The sequence below is a fragment of the Amycolatopsis sp. NBC_00345 genome (assembly GCF_036116635.1).
Lineage (GTDB): Bacteria > Actinomycetota > Actinomycetes > Mycobacteriales > Pseudonocardiaceae > Amycolatopsis.
Genome location: NZ_CP107995.1, coordinates 9,586,935 through 9,600,977 on the forward strand (window position 1 = coordinate 9,586,935; position 14,043 = coordinate 9,600,977).

Sequence of the window (14,043 nt, forward strand, 5' to 3'; positions counted from 1 at the left end):
TCACCGCGAGGTCAGGCGACGGCTTCCTCGCCGGCGCACACCTTGTCCAGCAGCGCGACCAGCTCGCCGGGCGCGTCGACCATCGCGTCGTGGCCGCTGTGCAGTTCGAAGTAGCGCCAGCCGGCCGACTCGTCGACCCGGGGCGGAGCGGGCCGGGGTTCGGCGCCGGGTTCGGTGACGCAGCGGAGGTAGACCTGCTCGACGCCGTCGTTCCAGCCGTCCGGCAGGTGCAGCGGCGTGGTGACCGTGGCGTAGGGCTGCGCGGTCATCCGGCGCCGCACCCAAGCCAGGTCGTCGCCGCGGACGCCCATCGCGGTGGCGTCGCCGACCGGGATCACGGCCACGCCGTCGGCCACCGTGCGTGCCTGGGCGATGAGGTCTCCGTACTGGGTCGCCGTGATGACGCTGTCGCCGTCGACCGGCACCACGCTGTCCAGATGGACCAGTCGGCGCACGGCCGGGTGCCGCAGCGCGGCGGTGACGCCGGCCGCGACCAGGCCGCCGTAGCTGTGCCCGACCAGGGTCACGCCGGTCAGCTCCTCGGCCTCGATCAGCGCCAGCACATCGGTGATGTGCGTGTTCAGGTCGACGTCCGGGGTCAGCAGGTGGGCTCGCTCGCCGAGGCCGGTGAGCGTGATCGCGTGCGCGTCGTAGCCCAAGCCCCGCAACGGTCCGAGGGTTTCGCGCCAGCACCAGCCGCCGTGTTGCGCGCCGTGGATGAGGACCAGGGGGTCGCCGGTCATGGGTTTTCCTCCACTGTCGAGGTGACTGTCAGTCGTTCTGCTGGGCGCCGGCGAACAGCTCGATCAGGTTCTGAGCGGGGTTGCCGTCCGAGAGGGCCGCGGTGCGCTCGGCACTCTCGGTGGCGGCCTTGGCACTGCGGGGGAACATGGCCTGCTCGTATTCGGTGAGCGCGGTCTCGACGTCGCCGGGGTGCGCGGCGAGCGCTTGGCCGAGTTCGGCGCCGTCGTAGATGGCCCAGTTGGCGCCTTCGCCGTCCGGGGCCGCGAGATGCGCGGCGTCGCCGAGCAGGGTCACGCCCGGCACCCGGTCCCACTGGTGCCCGGTCGGCAGCGCGTAATGCGGGCGCAGGACCAGCGGGGTGTCGCTTTCGGTGATCAGCGTGGTGAGTTCCGGGGCCCAGCCATCGAATTCCCGTGCGATCAGCGCGGCGGGATCGGCGAGATCGATGTCCGCGAACCAGTCCAGCGGTTCGGCGAAAGTCACGTAGGTGTGCAGGGTGCCGCCGCTCTCCCGGTGCGCCTGGATCCCCCTTCCCCCCGTGTTCGCGGGCGCGACCATCGACCCGGCGCCGACCGCTTTCGCGGCGACCGGGTGCCGGGTGTCCGCCTCGAACAGGTAGGTCTCGACGAACGACGTGCCGACGTACTCCGGCGTGGCGGTGGAGAGCCGCGACCGGACCCGTGACCACGCGCCGTCCGCGCCGACCAGCAAGCTCGTGCCGACGGTGCTGCCGTCGGCGAAGGTGACCTCGTGCCGACCCTCGCCGAGGGCGTGGACGCTGCTGACTTTGTGTCCCCAGTGGACTGTGCCGGCCGGGAGCGAGTCGAGCAGGAGCTGCCGCAGATCGGCACGTTGCACCTCGGGGCGCCCGCCCGTGCCGTCGTCGGCTTTGTCGAGCAGGACGGCCCCGTCCGGCGCGAGAACCCGTATTGCTTGACGGCCCGCCAGGATGAGGCCGCGGAATTCGGCGGTCAGGCCCGCCGCCTCGATGGCGAGCTGTCCGTTGTAGTCGTGGATGTCGAGCATCCCGCCCTGCGAACGTGCCGACGGGGAGGCTTCGGCCTCGTAGACCGTGACCGGGATGTCGTGGACGTGCAGGACACGGGCCAGGACGAGGCCGCCGAGTCCGGCACCGATGATCGTGACGGGGGTGTTCATGGTGGCTCCTTTTTCAGGCAGGTTCGAGCGCGCGCCGGCGGACGCCGGCACGGCGAGGGGGTGTTCTGAAAGCGTGGCCCAGCCGCGGTTTACGACAGGGTCGGTTGCGGAAGCTCCGCGGTGATCTTCTTGAGCAGGGCGTGCAGGGTGTCCCGCTCAGCCCGGTTCAACGGGGCCAGGGTTGTCTTCTCGACGGCGGCCATTTCGGTGTCGATCCCGGCGATCAGCTCGACGGCGGCCGGTGTCGCGTAGACGCGTTTGCTGCGCACGTCGCCGCCCTCCGAGCGGCGCTCGACCAGGCCGCGGCGCTCGAGCCCCTGCAGCAGACTCGAGACGCTCGCCGCGCTCGTGCGGGTCGTCTGCGCGAGGTCGCGCTGGATCGCACCGGGGTTTTCGACCAGGTAACCGAGCGCGAAGGCCTGCTCGAAGCTCAGCTCGCGGGCCCGGAACAGGTCCTCGCCGGCTTTCCGCTGAGCCCATACGGCCCAGCGCATCAGCTCCAGGGTGCTGGTGGGTTTCGGTCCGGTCATAGTTAGAACACTAACTGTTTGAATTCTAACTGTCAAGGGTCGCCCGCCGCCGTGAGCAGGGTGAGCCGACCGTTAAAAGACTGCCGGTCTGCTATTCTCGGCCTGGTGAGCACCGGTTTCCAGCGCGCCCGGCGGCCCGAGCAGATCGAGGCCCGGCGCGCCACGATCCTCGAGACGGCGACCGCGATGCTGCGCGAGCGGCCGGTCGCCGAGATCAGCCTGCGCGAGCTGAGCGACCGCGTGGGGCTCGCGAAGTCCAACGTGCTGCGCTACTTCGACAGCCGCGAGGCGATTTTCCTCGAGGTGCTGGACCAGGTGTGGCGGGCGTGGCTCGACCGTGTCGAGCAGGAGGTCGAGCGGGAGCTGGCCGAGCCGGTCGAGGACGGGCCGGGTTACGCGCGCGAAGAACGCGTTGCCACGACGATCGCGCGTTCGCTGCAGGGGGACCGGCTGCTGTGCGAACTCATCAGCGCCATGGCTTCCGTGTTGGAGCGCAACATCTCCGTGCAGTCCGCGCGGGGCTTCAAGGCTCGCGCGGTCGCCAGCACCCACCGGCTCGCCGGGCTGGTCCGGGCCCGCGTGCCGGAGCTGTCGCCCGAGGGCGCGAACCACTTCGCGAGCGCCGCGCTCGTGGTCGTCGCCGGGTTGTGGCCGTTCGCCAACCCGACCGAGGCCGTCGCGACGGCGGCGGCCGAACTCGGCGCGCCGCCCGCGTCGCAGATGTTCGCGGACGGCCTCACCGAGGGCCTGGTCAACCTGCTGGTCGGTCTCGTCGCCCGGCAGCGGTGATGTCGCGCGGCTCCAGGATCTGGCGCGGGTACCCGTCGGCGGCGACGGACACCATCGCGAGGCCCAGCTCCTCCGTGGTGGTGACCGTCGCGGGCAGCAGCCGCCGCAGCAGCGAAAGCAGCGGCCCGGTGTACCGGTAGATCGCCCGGTACAGCGGGGTTTTCGAGGTGATCCCGTGCAACGGCTGGACCACGCCGGGCCGGAAGAAGAACGTGGTGAGCGGCAGCCGCTTCAGCGCGTTCTCCGTGGCGCCCTTCACCCGCGCCCAGCGGACGCGCCCCCGCTCGCTGCTGTCCGTGCCGGCGCCCGAGACGTAGACGAACGTGGCGTGCGGCCGCGCGGCCGCCAGCGTCCGGGCGATGGAAAGCGTGAGCTGGTAAGTGATCCGCTCGTAGTCCTCGGCCGGCAGGCCCGCGGAGGAGACGCCGAGGCAGAAGAAGCACGTGTCGTGGCGGGCGAGTTCGGCGGCGTGCCCGCTGAGGTCCGCGAGGTCGTCGGGGACCAGCTCGGCCAGCTTCGGGTGCACGGCGCCGGTGGCCGTCCGCCCGATCGCCAGCACCTGCTCGACGCGGTCGTCGAGCAGGCACTCCCGCAGCACGCCCTGCCCGACCATGCCGGTCGCGCCGAACAGGATCACCTTCATGCGCCGGCCACCGGCAGCAATCCGCGCTCGCCGAAGACCTTCTTGGCGACGAACGTGGCGTTCAGCGCCTTCGGGAACCCGCAGTAGCCCGCCGCCTGCAGCAGCGCTTCGATGATCTCCGCCGGCGTCAGCCCGACGTTCAGCGCGTTGCCGATGTGCACCTCCAGCTGCGGCTCGCACCCGCCGAGCGCGGTCAGCATGCCGATCGTCAGCAGCTGCCGGTCCCGCGGCACGAGCGCGGGCCGCGAGTAGACCTCGCCGAACCCCCAGGAGACGATCTGCCGGGCCAGCTCCGGCGCGACGTCCCCGAGGCTTTCGATCACCTTCTGGGCACTGCCGTCGCTCAGGGCGTTCAAGGTCTTGAACCCGAGTTCGTACCGCTCTTCTTCGGTCATGCCCTGTTCCTACCAGGAGAAGACGAAGAAGGCCGCCACGAGAGATCCCGTGGCGGCCTTCTTCAGCGTTGATCACGCACCGGAGCTGTAGAGCGTCGCCACCTCCTGCTCGGTCAGCGCGCGGTCGTAGACGTGGACCTGGTCGACGGCGCCGTTGAGGTAGTCGACCGGGTTGCCGCCGTACTGGCCGCGGCCGATGACGGTGTGGCCGGTCGACGCCTCGCCGAGGCAGACGTTGCGGCTGACGGCCTGCTTGCCGTCCACATACAGCGCGAGCTGGCCCGTGGCGGCGTCACGGACGCCGACCAGGTGGTACCAGCGCCCGGCTTCCGGCGCGACCGGGGCGAGGGCCCGCACCCCGACGAAGCTGAACGCCAGTTTGTGGTCCGCGCCGGAGTACTGCAGGAAGAACGCGCTGTGGTCACTGCCGTCCTGGCTCACCACGGTCTGGAAGCCGTCGCCCAGCGCGGTGAACTTCACCCACGCCGCGACGCTGTAGCTGCCGTCCGTCTTGACCAGCGGCGCACCGGTGTCGGCGTACTGGCCGGAGCCGTTCACCGCCAGCGCCGAACCGCTGTGGCCCGCCGTCCAGGAAGCTCCGCCGATGAGGGTGGCGTTGTGGTCGCCGACCGCGTCGGCCGCCGTGACGCCGGTGTTCTCGTCGAACGGGTAGGCGGCGATGCCGTCGATGCCCGGAGTGCCCTGTGCGGTCTGGGGGCCCTTGACCGGTGCCCCGGTCGCGCCCTTGATCACCGCCTGGTTCGCCGCGCGCACCGCCGCGAAGTCCATCTTCTTCACCTGACGGTCGTAGGTGAAGAAGCCGTTGACCTCCTTCTCGACGTCCGTGGTCTGCGTGTACACGCCGGCCGAGACGCCGCATTGCTGTGCCGCGAGCAGAAGTCGTTGCTGGAGCTCGCCGTAACGCCTCGTGAGCGTCGCGCTGTCCGGCTCCATTTCGTACGCGAAGCTGCCGGCGGGGTCGAACTGGTGGCCGTCGACCTTGAGCCCCAGCCCGCCGTACTCACCGTCGACGGCGGCGCGCGTGGCGTCCGGTGCCGGGGTGCCCGGTCCGGTGTAGGTGTGGTCGTCGTAGAGGTTGCCGCGGCCACTGTCCGGTTCGGACCGGCAGCAGTTCACCCCGGACTCCGCGTCCACCAGCCGGGTCGGGTCCCAGGACTTGACCTCGTCGGCGATCCGGCCGACCTCGTAGTCGCCCCAGCCCTCGTTGAACGGCACCCAGGTGACGATCGACGGGAAGCTGCGGTGCTGGTCGATCATCCGGTGCAGTTCCGACTCGAAGTTCACCTGCGCGGCCGGGGTCGCGTCCACGTCGTCCTTCATCGCCGGCATGTCCTGCCACACCATCAGCCCGAGCTTGTCGGCGTAGTAGTACCAGCGGTCCGGCTCGACCTTGATGTGCTTGCGCACCATGTTGAAGCCGAGCGCCTTCTCCTGCTGCAGGTCGAACTTCAGCGCGGCGTCGGTCGGCGCGGTGTAGATGCCGTCCGGCCAGAAGCCCTGGTCGAGCGGGCCCAGCTGCATGACGAACTTGCCGTTGAGCAGCATGCGCTGCTTGCCGTCCGCGGTCTTGCCGACCGAGATCGAGCGCAGCCCGAAGTACGAGCCGACACTGTCCCCTGAGGACAGTGACACGCGCAGGTCGTACAGGAACGGGTCGTCCGGCGTCCACAGGTGGGGCTTGTCCACCTTGAGCTTCAACGGTTTGCCGGCCTCACCGGTGGCCCAGCCCACCACGCGCCCGTGGTCGTAGGCGATGGCTTCGACGCGTTGCCGCACTGGGCCGCCGACCACGGCGTTCACCGTCACCGAGCCGCTCGCGACGTCCGGCGTGGTGTCGACGCGGTCGATGTGCGCCGGCGTGACCGGCTCCAGCCACACGGTCTGCCAGATACCGGACGACGGCGTGTAGAAGATCCCGTCGCCGGGCTTGCGCTGCTTGCCGAGCGGCTGGCCGCCGGCGTCGTTCGGGTCGGCGACCCCGACCACGATCTCCTGGTTCTTGGCCGTGGTCAGCGCGTCGGTGACGTCCACGGAGAACGCGTCGTACCCGCCGGTGTGGTGGGTGACCTGCTTGCCGTTGACGTACACCGTGGCGTCCCAGTCGACGGCCTGGAAGTGCAGCAGCAGCCGCTGGCCCCGGCCGCCGACCTGCCAGTTGTTCGGCACCTGGAACGTGCGCCGGTACCACATCTGCGTTTCGTGCCGCATGATCCCGGACAGCGCCGACTCCACCGGGTAGGGCACGAGGATCCGCTCGCCGAGGGAGCGGCCGATCGGCGGCGCCTCACCGGGCTGGGCCTTCGCGAACTCCCAGACGCCGTTGAGGTTCTGCCACTTGTCGCGGGTCTGCTGCGGGCGCGGGTAGTCCGGCAGCGCGTTCGTGGGCGAAACCTGGTTCGTCCACGGGGTGGTCAACGGCGGCGTCAGCCGTTGCCACTGCGGGGGATCGGCCGCGGCCGTGGCCGGGGCACTGGAAAGACCGGACAGCACCACGGCGAGCGCGGCCGCCGCCGTGGCCCATCGGCCGGGTCTGCGGGCAGGACGGAACATCGTCGAACCTCCTGGTGAGACGGGTCAGGACCGGCGAGAACGAGCCAATAGCCGCTGGATCACGACGACGATCAGCAGGAACGCGCCGCTGACCACCGTCTGGTAGTTGGAGTCGAGGGTGCCGACCTGGTTGATCACGTTCTGGATCAGGATGCGCAGCAGCACGCCGACGAGCGTGCCGATGATCGTCCCGGCGCCGCCGGTCAGCAGCGTGCCGCCGATGACGACGACCGAGATCGCGTCCAGCTCCGTGCCGACGCCGAGCACCGTCACGCCGGACTGCAGGTACGCCGCGGTGAGCACGCCGGCCAGCCCGGCGAGGGTGCCGCTGAGCGTGTAGAGCGTGATTTTGGTGCGCACCACGGGAAGCCCCATCAGCAGCGCGGACTGCTCGGCGCCGCCGAGGGCGAACACCGACTGCCCGAACCGCGTCCGCCGCAGCACCACCCCGCCGATCGCGAAGAAGATCAGCGCGAGGTACACGGGCACGCCGACGCCGAAGATCGTGCCCTGGCCCAGCCACAGGAACGCCGAGCCGTCCGGCACCTTGTACGTGGTGGCGCCTTCGTTCGTCAGCGCGAGGAGCAGGCCGCGCGCGAACAGCAGCGAAGCCAGCGTGACGATGAACGGCGCCATTTTCGTCCGGGCGATCAGCAGCCCGTTCACCAGCCCGATCAGCGCGCAGACCGCCACCGGCAGCACGATCGCGACGACCAGGCCGTACTGCGAGCCGTACGCGGCCAGCACGCCGCCGAGCGCGTACACCGAGCCGACGGAAAGGTCGATGCCGCCGGAGATGATCACGAACGTCATGCCCAGCGCGATCACGGCCAGGAACGAGCCCTGCAGCGCCAGGTCGCGCAGGTTGTCGGGGGAGCCGAAGCGCGGGAACGCGAACCAGGCGGCCACGATCCCGAGCACGAGCACCACGGCGGCGCCCTGGCGCTGGACCACCGCGGCGAGCGAGGCACCGCGTTCGGAGCCCGCGGTGTCGGTTTCGGTCACGGCGGTCATCGGCTGCTCCGCTCACGGGCGACGTAGACGGCCGCGACGATGATGGCCGCCTGGACCATCTGCGCGGCCGAGTCCGGCAGGTCGTGCTTGATCAGGGTCGCGTGCACCAGCTGCATCAGCAGCGCGCCGAACACTGTGCCGAGCACGCGCACCCGGCCGCCGGTCAGCGGCGTGCCGCCGACCACCACGGCGGTGATCGCGGACAGCTCCATCAGCAGGCCGAGGTCGTTGGGGTCACTCGCGCCGAGCCGCGCCGTGGACAGCACCCCGGCGATGGCCGCGAGCGCGCCGGAGATCACGTAGACGCCCATGAGCACCCGCTTCACCGGCAGCCCGGCCAGCGTCGCGGCCGGGCGGTTGCCGCCGACCGCCACCAGGTGACGGCCGAACGTGGTGCGCCGCACCAGCAGTCCCGCCAGCGCGGCGAGCACCGCGGCGACGAGCACCATGACCGGGATCCCCAGCAGGTCGCCGGTGCCGAGCGCGAGGAAGTCCTGGTTGTGCAGCTGGACGAGCTGGCCGTGCGCGATCACCAGCGCCAGCCCGCGTCCGCCGACGAGTAACGCCAGTGTCGCGATGATCGGCTGGATGCCCAGGTGCGCCACCAGGAAACCGCTGAAGAGGCCGGAAACCACGCCCGCGATCACGGCGACGATGACCGCGGTGACCGGCCCGGCGCCGAGGTACAGCGGCACGAGCGCGGCGGCCACCGACATCACCGAGCCCACCGACAGGTCGATGCCCTCGGTGCCGATCACCAGCGCCATGCCGAGCGCGACGATGCACACCGGCGCGGCCTGCACCAGCTGCGTGCGGAAGTTGCCCGCGGTCAGGAAGTTCTCCGTGAAGAACACGTTGAACAGCAGCAGCACCACCACGGCCAGGTACACGCCGTAGTTCTGCAGCCAGCTCGTCACGGCTTGTGAGTGGCGATGACGGTTAGAACCGTCATGAACACTCACGAGTTGTTCAGTCGACATCGTCGCCCCCCGCCGCGATCGCGGCCAGCACGTTGTCCTCGGTGATGGCCTCGCCGGTCAGCTCGCCGGCGACGGAACCGTCGCGCAGCACCACCACCCGGTCGGCGCCGTCGAGCAGCTCTTCCAGCTCCGAGGAGATCAGCAGCACGGCGAGGCCCTCCCGGGCCAGCTCGTCGATCAGGGCCTGTACCTCGGCCTTGGCCCCGACATCGATGCCGCGCGTCGGCTCGTCGAGCAGCAGGATCTTCGGCCCGGTGGCGAGCCAGCGGGCCAGCAGCACCTTCTGCTGGTTGCCGCCGGACAGCTCGGACACCTTCTGCTCCGGGCTCGCCGCCTTGATCCGCAGCCGGTCCATGAACGTCCGCACCACCCGGTCCTGCTTGGCCCGGTTGACGAAACCCCAGGTGGACAACGACGGCAGCGCGGCCAGCACGATGTTCTCGCGCACGGACAGGTTCGGGATGATCCCGTCGGACTTGCGGTCCTCGGCGAGCAGGGCGATCCCGGCGCGCATGGCGGCCGCGATCCGGCCGCGCTTCAGCGGCTTCCCGGCGACCAGCACGGTGCCGCCGTCGAGCGGGAACGCGCCGACCAGCGCCCGCGCCGTCTCACTGCGGCCGGACCCGAGCAGCCCGGCCAGCCCGACGACCTCGCCGGGCCGCACGCTGACCGAGACGTCGCGGAGCTTGTGGCCGCCGGAGAGGTTTTCCGCGCGCAGCAACGGTTCCCGCTCGGCATGGTGCTCCTCGCCGAACGCGGTGACCCCCTCGGCCCGGATCTGCCGGATCTCCCGGCCCAGCATCATGGACACCAGCTCGATCCGCGGCAGCGGCTTCAACGGTCCACTGTGGACGACCTTGCCGTCGCGCAGCACCGTGACGCTGTCGCAGACCCGGTACAGCTCGTCGAGCCGGTGGCTCACGTAGATCACCGCGATGCCCTCGGCGTGCAGCCGGGCCAGCACCTCGAACAGCGTGTCCACCTCACGCGGTTCGAGCGACGACGTCGGCTCGTCCATCACCACCACGCCGGCGTCCGTGGACACCGCCCGCGCCAGCGCGACCATCTGCTGCGCGCCGACGCCGAGCGTGTGCAGCGGGCGCCGCACGTCGGTCTCGATCCCGTACCCCTTGAGCAGTTCGCGCGCGTCCGCGTTCATCTTCGCCCAGTCCACCAGGCCCGCGCGGGTGCGCGGCTCGCGGCCGAGGAAGACGTTGCTCGCGATGCTCATCAGGGGGACGAGGTTGACCTCCTGGTAGATCGTGGAGATGCCGGCGCGCTGCGCGTCGATCGGCCGGCGGAACCCGACCGGCTCACCGAGGTGGCGGACCTCGCCCTCGTCCGGCCGGTACACGCCGGTGAGGACCTTGATCAAAGTGGACTTGCCGGCGCCGTTCTCCCCGACCAGGGCGTGGACCTCGCCGCGGCGCAGGGAGAACGAGACGTCGTCGAGGGCCACCGTGCCGGGGAACCGCTTGGTCACCCCGGCCACCTCGAGCACCGGTGCGGACGTGGTCACCACGTCCTCGTCGGCCGTGCTCGTCATCAGAACGCGTTCCCGACCTTCTGGGCCGCGTTCGACTCGTCGTAGGAGTCATCGGAGATCACGATGCTCGGCGCGATCGGCTGCCCGTCCTCGAACTGCTGCAGCGTCTGGAAGGCGAGCTGGCCGAAGCGCGGGTTCGACTCGATCACGGCGTTGTAGCTGCCGTCGGCGATCAGCTGCACGGCGTTGCGCGTGCCGTCGACCGACACGATCTTGACGTCCTTGCCCGGTGCCTTGCCCGCGGTCTTCAGCGCGTTGACGGCGCCGATGCCCATCTCGTCGTTCTCCGCGTACACGGCGGTGAGGTCGGGGTGGGTCTGGATCAGCTGCTCCATCACGTTCTGGCCCTTGGACCGGTCGAAGTCGCCGGTCTGCTCGGCCACCACGGACAGGCCGGGGGTCTTGGCCAGCTCGTCCTTGAAGCCCTTGGTGCGGTCGGTCGTCACGTTGTTGCCCGAGGAGCCGAGCAGGATCGCGACCTTGCCGTTGCCGCCGGTCGACTTCACCAGCGCGGCGGCGGCCCGGTGGCCCTGCTTCACGAAGTCGGAGCCGATGAACGTCAGGTAGTCGGTGCACGGCTTCGAGGTCACCTGGCGGTCGACGGTGACCACGGGGACCTTCTTGGCCTTCGCCGCGTCGAGCGCGGGCGCCAGGCCGTCGGAGTTCAGCGGGGCCACGATGAGCAGCTGCGCGCCCCGGTCGAGCAGTGACTTGATGTCACTGATCTGCTTGTTGAGGTCGCTCTGCGCGTTGGTGGTGAGCAGGTGGTCGGCCGGGATGCCGAGCTTGGCCGCCTCGTCGCGGATGGACTGCGTCTCCGCGATCCGGAACGGGTTGGCCTCCTTCTCCGACTGGGAGAAGCCGACGATCGCGGTCTTCAGGTCGACCTTGGGATACCCGGTCTTGGCCAGCGTGCAGCCGTCCGCGGACGGGGCCGCGGAGGCGGCCGAGGCAGCCGGGCCGGCGCCGCTGGAAGGCGCGGACGAGGTCTCCTCTCGGCTGGTGCAGCCGGTGAGGACGAGGGCCGCGGCGGCACCGGTCACGAGGACCAGCCGGGTGCGGCGGGCAGGGGCGGACAGGGCTGAGACAAGCAGGGGCGCGGCGGACACGGTGGACTCCTCGGGACAGCTACGACGATGACCCGCTCACCGGGTGATCGCTGTCACCACGGGAGCCTGGTACCTTTTTTACATCGTTGGAACAACGTTGTAAACAGGCAAATAGTCGTTATGCTTCGTGGTCGCCGGGGTCATGGTCCCCGGCTCCCGAGCAGAGGGGAGTCGGCGTTGGCCGTGACGCTCAAGGACGTCGCCACACTCGCGGGAGTGTCGGTGAAGACCGTGTCCAACGTAGTGAACGGGTACGCGTTCGTGAAGCCCGACAATCGGCGCCGCGTCGAGGAGGCGCTGGCGGTCACGGGCTACCGGCCCAACGTCGGCGCCCGCAACCTGCGGCGCGGCCGCACCGGCTTCCTCGCGCTGATGGTGCCGGAGCTGAGCATCCCGTACTTCGGCGAGCTGGCCGGGCTGGTGATCACGGCGGCGCAGCGGCGTGGCTGGAGCGTGCTGATCGAGCAGACGCAGGGCACGCGCGCGCGGGAACGGGCCACTTTGGACTCACTGGGCCCGCACCTGGTCGACGGCGCGCTGGTGCACCCGGAGGCGCTGGAGGCCGGTGACTTCCCGGACCTGGACAACGGAATCCCGATGGTGATGCTGGGCGAGCACGCCGTGGACGTGCCGATCGACCGGGTGGCGATCGACAACGTGGTGGCCGCGCACACCGCCGTCTCGCACCTGCTCTCACTGGGCCGGCGCCGGATCGCCGCGATCGGCGTCAACCCGGCGAGAGGCACCGCGTCGCTGCGGCTCGAGGGCTACCAGGCGGCGCTGGCGGACGCCGGACTGTCCGTTGTGGACTCCCTGCTCGCCCCGGCGGCGAAGTACCACCGCGCGGTCGGCGCCGCGGCGATGAAGAACCTGCTGGCGCTGAAGGAGCCGCCGGACGCGGTGTTCTGCTTCAACGACCTGCTGGCCGTCGGCGCGTTGCGCGCGGCCGCCGAGCGCGGGCTGAACGTGCCGGGCGACATCGCCATCGTCGGGTTCGACAACACCGAGGAGAGCGCGTTCAGCCTGCCCTCGCTGACCACGATCGCGCCGGACAAGGCGGCCATCGCGGAGGCCGCCATCGAGCTGATCCACGGCAGGCTGACCATCGGCACGGACGGGGCGCCGCGGGAGATCCAGCCGCCGTTTTCCTTGGAGATAAGGGAAAGCACGGTGGGGGTCGAGGCCGGGGCCGGCTAGGGCGCCGAGCTCAGGACCGGTAGCGGCGCACGGCCTCCGCACGGATGACGAGGCGAACCTGCTCGGTCGCCAGGATCTCGGCGAGGGCGCCGGCGCGGGCCGGGTCGTCGAGGTCCCAGTAGCGGGCGGCGAGACGGGCGGCCAGGTCGTGGCCCCCGTCGGGTTCGACCGTGGCGTGGCCGGCGATGGACAGCCAGTGCTCGCGTTCGCCCACCGGGGCGGCGACGACGATCGAGGCGCGCGGGTCGCGGGCCACGCGCCGCACCTTGAGCGCGTCGGGTTCGGTGAAGAGCTGGATCGTGCCTTCGTCGGTGGCCTCGAACCAGACCGGACGGGGCTGGGGCGGGAGCGGGCCGGCGGCCACGGTCAGGAAGCCGTGCAGGGGGCGGCGGAGGAACTCGAGGTCTTCGGTGGTCAGCGAATCGGTGGTCATCACAGCTCTATTCTTCAGGAGAAAGGAATTCTTGGCCAAGCCCGGTGATCAGCGCGGCCAGGCGCCCGCCGCCGCGGCCCGCACGACGTAGTCCTCGAAGGTCCGGGGCGCCCGTCCCAGCAGGGTGGCGAGGTCATCGGTGGTCACGGCGAGCAGCCAGCGTTCCATCAGCACGAACATCTCGGCGACGTGGTGGGCGTCTTCCTCGCTCAGGCCTGCTTCGACCAGTGTCGCGGTGTACTCGGCGGGGGAGATCTGCTTGTAGGTCATGGGTTTCCCGGACGCCCGGGAGATCAGCTCGACGGCCTCGCCGAAGGTGATCGCCCGCGGCCCGGTCAGCTCGTAGACGCGTCCGGCGTGCTTGCCGGGCTCGGCCAGCACCTTGGCCGCGGCGTCGGCGACGTCGTCGATGTCGATGAACGGCTCGGGGACCGGGCCGGCCGGGAGCGCCAGTTCCCCGGCGACCAGCGGGGCGTGGAAGACGTCCTCGTCGAAGTTCTGCGCGAAGTTCGACGGCCGCAGGACGGTCCACTCCAGCGACGAGCCGCGCACGGCTTCCTCGGCCGAACGCATGTCCAGCCCGAACGCGGAGTCGCCCCAGGTGTCGGCGCCGCGCCCGGACAGCAGGACCAGCCGCCGCACGCCGGCGGCCTCGGCCCTGGCCACGAACTCGTGCGCCGGGCCCGGCACGAACGGGGCCACCACGTACGCGGCGGCGATATCCCGCAGAGCCGCGTCCCAGCTGCCGGGGTCGGACCAGTCGAACCGGGTCTCGCTCGAACGGGAGGCCGCGCGCACCGGCGTGCCGCGCAGCCGCAAGCGGGCGGCGACCCGTCGGCCGGTCTTGCCGGTCGCGCCGAGGACGAGAGTGTTGCTGTTGCTCATGGCGTTGATTCAACCCGGCGAGCTCGGACAATCCCATAGGTCAAAAGCC

At 70.6% G+C, this 14,043-nt stretch carries 14 protein-coding genes; 2 read left to right on the forward strand and 12 right to left on the reverse strand.

All coding sequences use genetic code 11. The features are described from left to right. Positions 1 to 11 precede the first annotated feature (11 nt). From OG943_RS43810 to OG943_RS43820, 3 genes are all read right to left on the reverse strand, one after another. Positions 12 to 743, reverse strand: coding sequence for an alpha/beta fold hydrolase (locus OG943_RS43810; protein WP_328606748.1), 732 nt, complete (start codon positions 741 to 743; stop codon positions 12 to 14). 28 nt (positions 744 to 771) lie between these two features. Continuing rightward, entirely contained in the window at positions 772 to 1,902 is a 1,131-nt protein-coding gene (locus tag OG943_RS43815; RefSeq protein ID WP_328606749.1) for an FAD-dependent oxidoreductase, read from the reverse strand. A gap of 89 nt (positions 1,903 to 1,991) precedes the next feature. Next, on the reverse strand, positions 1,992 to 2,432 hold the full coding sequence (locus tag OG943_RS43820) for a MarR family winged helix-turn-helix transcriptional regulator (protein ID WP_328606750.1): 441 nt from the start codon (positions 2,430 to 2,432) through the stop codon (positions 1,992 to 1,994). A gap of 105 nt (positions 2,433 to 2,537) precedes the next feature. On the opposite strand from OG943_RS43820, the gene OG943_RS43825 reads away from it, so the two are divergent. Then, positions 2,538 to 3,221 carry a TetR/AcrR family transcriptional regulator gene (locus OG943_RS43825; protein WP_328606751.1) on the forward strand — a complete coding sequence of 228 codons (684 nt, stop codon included), beginning with the start codon at positions 2,538 to 2,540 and terminating at the stop codon, positions 3,219 to 3,221. Here OG943_RS43825 and OG943_RS43830 read toward each other — a convergent pair. From OG943_RS43830 to OG943_RS43860, 7 genes are all read right to left on the reverse strand, one after another. Then, positions 3,184 to 3,864, reverse strand: coding sequence for an epimerase (locus tag OG943_RS43830; protein ID WP_328606752.1), 681 nt, complete (start codon positions 3,862 to 3,864; stop codon positions 3,184 to 3,186). The genes OG943_RS43825 and OG943_RS43830 overlap by 38 nt on opposite strands. After that, positions 3,861 to 4,259 carry a carboxymuconolactone decarboxylase family protein gene (locus OG943_RS43835; RefSeq protein ID WP_328606753.1) on the reverse strand — a complete coding sequence of 133 codons (399 nt, stop codon included), beginning with the start codon at positions 4,257 to 4,259 and terminating at the stop codon, positions 3,861 to 3,863. The genes OG943_RS43830 and OG943_RS43835 overlap by 4 nt, the downstream gene beginning before the upstream one ends. Positions 4,260 to 4,331: 72 nt before the next feature. Further along, positions 4,332 to 6,830, reverse strand: a complete 2,499-nt coding sequence (locus tag OG943_RS43840; RefSeq protein ID WP_328606754.1) for a LamG-like jellyroll fold domain-containing protein — start codon at positions 6,828 to 6,830, stop codon at positions 4,332 to 4,334. Between the two features lie 24 nt (positions 6,831 to 6,854). Continuing rightward, positions 6,855 to 7,844 carry an ABC transporter permease gene (locus OG943_RS43845; RefSeq protein ID WP_328606755.1) on the reverse strand — a complete coding sequence of 330 codons (990 nt, stop codon included), beginning with the start codon at positions 7,842 to 7,844 and terminating at the stop codon, positions 6,855 to 6,857. Then, a complete protein-coding gene (locus OG943_RS43850; RefSeq protein WP_328606756.1) occupies positions 7,841 to 8,761 on the reverse strand; it encodes an ABC transporter permease in 921 nt (306 codons plus the stop codon). The genes OG943_RS43845 and OG943_RS43850 overlap by 4 nt, the downstream gene beginning before the upstream one ends. A gap of 52 nt (positions 8,762 to 8,813) precedes the next feature. Further along, a complete protein-coding gene (locus tag OG943_RS43855) occupies positions 8,814 to 10,370 on the reverse strand; it encodes a sugar ABC transporter ATP-binding protein (protein WP_328606757.1) in 1,557 nt (518 codons plus the stop codon). Further along, the gene (locus tag OG943_RS43860) at positions 10,370 to 11,449 is read right to left on the reverse strand and encodes an ABC transporter substrate-binding protein (protein WP_328612334.1); all 1,080 of its coding nucleotides are present in this window, start codon (positions 11,447 to 11,449) and stop codon (positions 10,370 to 10,372) included. The genes OG943_RS43855 and OG943_RS43860 overlap by 1 nt, the downstream gene beginning before the upstream one ends. 207 nt (positions 11,450 to 11,656) lie before the next feature. Here OG943_RS43860 and OG943_RS43865 point away from each other — a divergent pair, with 207 nt between their 5' ends. Further along, entirely contained in the window at positions 11,657 to 12,676 is a 1,020-nt protein-coding gene (locus OG943_RS43865; RefSeq protein ID WP_328606758.1) for a LacI family DNA-binding transcriptional regulator, read from the forward strand. 10 nt (positions 12,677 to 12,686) lie between these two features. Here OG943_RS43865 and OG943_RS43870 read toward each other — a convergent pair whose 3' ends face one another. Together OG943_RS43870 and OG943_RS43875 are read right to left on the reverse strand one after the other, a co-directional pair. Beyond that, positions 12,687 to 13,109 carry a pyridoxamine 5'-phosphate oxidase family protein gene (locus tag OG943_RS43870; protein ID WP_328606759.1) on the reverse strand — a complete coding sequence of 141 codons (423 nt, stop codon included), beginning with the start codon at positions 13,107 to 13,109 and terminating at the stop codon, positions 12,687 to 12,689. A 48-nt stretch (positions 13,110 to 13,157) separates the two neighbouring features. Then, the gene (locus OG943_RS43875) at positions 13,158 to 13,994 is read right to left on the reverse strand and encodes an NAD(P)H-binding protein (protein ID WP_328606760.1); all 837 of its coding nucleotides are present in this window, start codon (positions 13,992 to 13,994) and stop codon (positions 13,158 to 13,160) included. Between the last annotated feature and the right edge of the window lie 49 nt (positions 13,995 to 14,043).

Excerpts from the sequence above, each read along its gene's own strand:
- OG943_RS43810 (WP_328606748.1), bottom strand. The coding sequence starts at position 743 with ATGACCGGCGACCCCCTGGTCCTCATCCACGGCGCGCAACACGGCGGC.
- OG943_RS43815 (WP_328606749.1), bottom strand. The coding sequence starts at position 1,902 with ATGAACACCCCCGTCACGATCATCGGTGCCGGACTCGGCGGCCTCGTC.
- OG943_RS43820 (WP_328606750.1), bottom strand. The coding sequence starts at position 2,432 with ATGACCGGACCGAAACCCACCAGCACCCTGGAGCTGATGCGCTGGGCC.
- OG943_RS43830 (WP_328606752.1), bottom strand. The coding sequence starts at position 3,864 with ATGAAGGTGATCCTGTTCGGCGCGACCGGCATGGTCGGGCAGGGCGTG.
- OG943_RS43835 (WP_328606753.1), bottom strand. The coding sequence starts at position 4,259 with ATGACCGAAGAAGAGCGGTACGAACTCGGGTTCAAGACCTTGAACGCC.
- OG943_RS43840 (WP_328606754.1), bottom strand. The coding sequence starts at position 6,830 with ATGTTCCGTCCTGCCCGCAGACCCGGCCGATGGGCCACGGCGGCGGCC.
- OG943_RS43845 (WP_328606755.1), bottom strand. The coding sequence starts at position 7,844 with ATGACCGCCGTGACCGAAACCGACACCGCGGGCTCCGAACGCGGTGCC.
- OG943_RS43855 (WP_328606757.1), bottom strand. The coding sequence starts at position 10,370 with ATGACGAGCACGGCCGACGAGGACGTGGTGACCACGTCCGCACCGGTG.
- OG943_RS43870 (WP_328606759.1), bottom strand. The coding sequence starts at position 13,109 with ATGACCACCGATTCGCTGACCACCGAAGACCTCGAGTTCCTCCGCCGC.
- OG943_RS43875 (WP_328606760.1), bottom strand. The coding sequence starts at position 13,994 with ATGAGCAACAGCAACACTCTCGTCCTCGGCGCGACCGGCAAGACCGGC.